This is a genomic window from Sediminimonas qiaohouensis DSM 21189 (assembly GCF_000423645.1).
In the GTDB taxonomy this organism is placed as follows: domain Bacteria; phylum Pseudomonadota; class Alphaproteobacteria; order Rhodobacterales; family Rhodobacteraceae; genus Sediminimonas; species Sediminimonas qiaohouensis.
Genome location: NZ_AUIJ01000059.1, coordinates 1 through 2,384 on the forward strand (window position 1 = coordinate 1; position 2,384 = coordinate 2,384).

Sequence of the window (2,384 nt, forward strand, 5' to 3'; positions counted from 1 at the left end):
AGCCTGAGAAATAGCTTACGCCTAAGTGCCGATTCCTCCTGCCGCTCAGCCTCGAGTTGCTTTTCTTTTGCCAGGGTGTCGCGAAAATGCGCGAGTTGCGCAGCCATGATCCCGATCTCGTCACCACGGTCGGTTCCAGAGATTTCAATCTCGTAGTTCTGTTCCGAGACGGTTTGCATCGCGTTGCTAAGCGTTTGAATCGGGTGAACCACCACGCGTGATATCACGTAAACGATCACTGCAATGCCAAGCAGCGCTCCCAATGCACTGATTGCTACTGATTTCTTGATCTCGCTGATTTGTGCGTTCAGGAAAGAACCATTCCCCCAGACAAATCCGGCCGCACCCAGCATGGTTTCACCATCTTCGGATGTTACAGGCACTGCCACCATGTTCATGTCACCCGAGCTATGGTGCACCTGTTCCCCGTTTGTAAGAGCCTCATCAAGCAGCTTCTGCAACCCCTCAGGCACATTGTCGCCGCTGGCATATTGCGCAATGTGTTCACCTGATACGTGAACGACATCGATTTGAATGAGCGAGCTGTCCTTTTCGGCAACGGGTTTGTAGATCTGCTCCAGGCGCTCGGCATCCTTGTGTTGCAGCGGCAACTGTATCTGTTCGGCCAGAAAACTGGCGACAAGGGTTTCATTCTGGGACTGAAAATCCAGACCCATGGCCCTGACATTGGCGGTAATCAGCAGGAAACTAACGGCGAAGGTGGCCAGAAAGCCCGCTGCGATCAACACGGCAAGCTTGGCGCTGAGGTTGAGCGATGAAAGGGTTTCTTTAATTCGGGCGAACAGGGATGATTGGGGCATGGCGGGCGAGGTCATGGCGGACTCCAGTTAGCAGTATTCAGGTTCAGCAAAACGCGGTGCGATATTCTTGGGCACCGCCGCCGGTGGTCGGCTGTTTCCGCAGCGTGATGCCATGATGGACAGATTATCGCCTGGCCGGGCGGATGTTTTCGGCGCGATTACCTGGAAGGCCTTCCGAGCTACGGGTATTGCAGGCGCCCGGGCGGCTTCCCGGGATGCAGGTCCCTTTGGTGCATCGCCGTAATCATTGCCTGCATTGGCGGCGCTTGTGGTTGCGTGGACCGCGGCCAGAGCGAGGTACCTGAAGCTCATTTCAATCTCCGGCTTTTGGAATGCCAATGAGGATCACGATGCAGGGAAAGGTTTAAGATCGCCTGAATCACCGCACTCAAAGCGTCTTGGAGCGACTGTTGATCAAAGACGCCGTTGCGGACAATTTCGACAGGTAGCGGTCCGTACTCTGATGCGCCTCTTCCAGACGCGTGATGATACCGTTCATGCCGCTGTCCACATCGCCGATACGCCCGCTTTCGACACGGCAGAGCAATTTGACAAGGTCCAGTCCATTGATCCGGCGTCGCAGTTGACGGCAGGTGTCGGGAATCGTTTGACCAAAAGCACTGATTTCGGCCATCGCGGTTCTCGAGGCATCGCTTAGCAGTGCGGATTGCCCAGCCAGCAATTCACGGTCTGTCTCGTCCGCTTGCGAAGCGGTCAGCTTCATCAGCGCGGAGATTTGGGCAGCCCCGCGACCACGATCTATCGAATCGCGCATCCGTATCAAGGCGCCGGCCTCGTCGCCGTTGAGGCGTTCGACCAGTTGGTACATATCCACTGCCATGGTTTCATAGTTCTTGGAGATTGTGCTGATCACGGCGCCAGCTTCTTCCAGGCGCCCGGCCAGAATACGCAGGTTAACGGGCTCACCCCTTACTTGCCCGAAGACGCTGGAAATGTTGTTCACCAAGGTCTCGGCGCGTTCGATAAGCTCGGTCAGATCGCAAATATGTTCGAGTGTGGAGCCGGCAATCTCGGCAATATCGCTTCGATTGCCGATCTCTGAGTCAAGAGCAGCCCCCATGTAGGCGTCGAAGTTCCGATAGCCTTTCTCTGCCAGATACGCGCGCAACCGCTGTGCGCTTTTTTCCGGGGACAGACCGTTGGCTTCTTCGAATAGGAGGTCGCTATAGAGTTCGCGGGTCAGGGCGAACAGCTCTCCAGTCGGCTTGATGCGGACCGAAATATACCCATCCCGCATCTGTGTGACGGTGGCGAACACCCAGTAATACCGGCCATCGCCGGTACGATTCTTGACATAGGCGCAAACCGGCAGGCCAGACTTCAACCTTTCCCAGAACAGGAAGAACATGCCGCGCGGCATATCGAGGTGCCGCACAACTTTGTGGGGGGCCCCCATCAGGTCGTCGTGCGAGAACTTTGCGACGTCGCAAAACGCCGGGTTGGCATAGCGGATCACGCCGCGGAAATGAGATATAGCTGAAAGTTGGTGATGGCCCCTGAGGGGCGGCATATCATGGCGGTGTTCACGCGCCGTCAATTCTC

Annotated in this window: 2 protein-coding genes; both read right to left on the reverse strand. The window is 56.2% G+C overall.

Going from position 1 to position 2,384, the window contains the following annotated elements:
* On the reverse strand, positions 1-836 hold an 836-nt coding region (locus G568_RS19820; RefSeq protein WP_157084468.1), incomplete at its 3' end, for a HAMP domain-containing protein.
* A gap of 373 nt (positions 837-1,209) precedes the next feature.
* On the reverse strand, positions 1,210-2,384 hold a 1,175-nt coding region (locus G568_RS19825; RefSeq protein WP_211222286.1), incomplete at its 5' end, for a PAS domain-containing protein.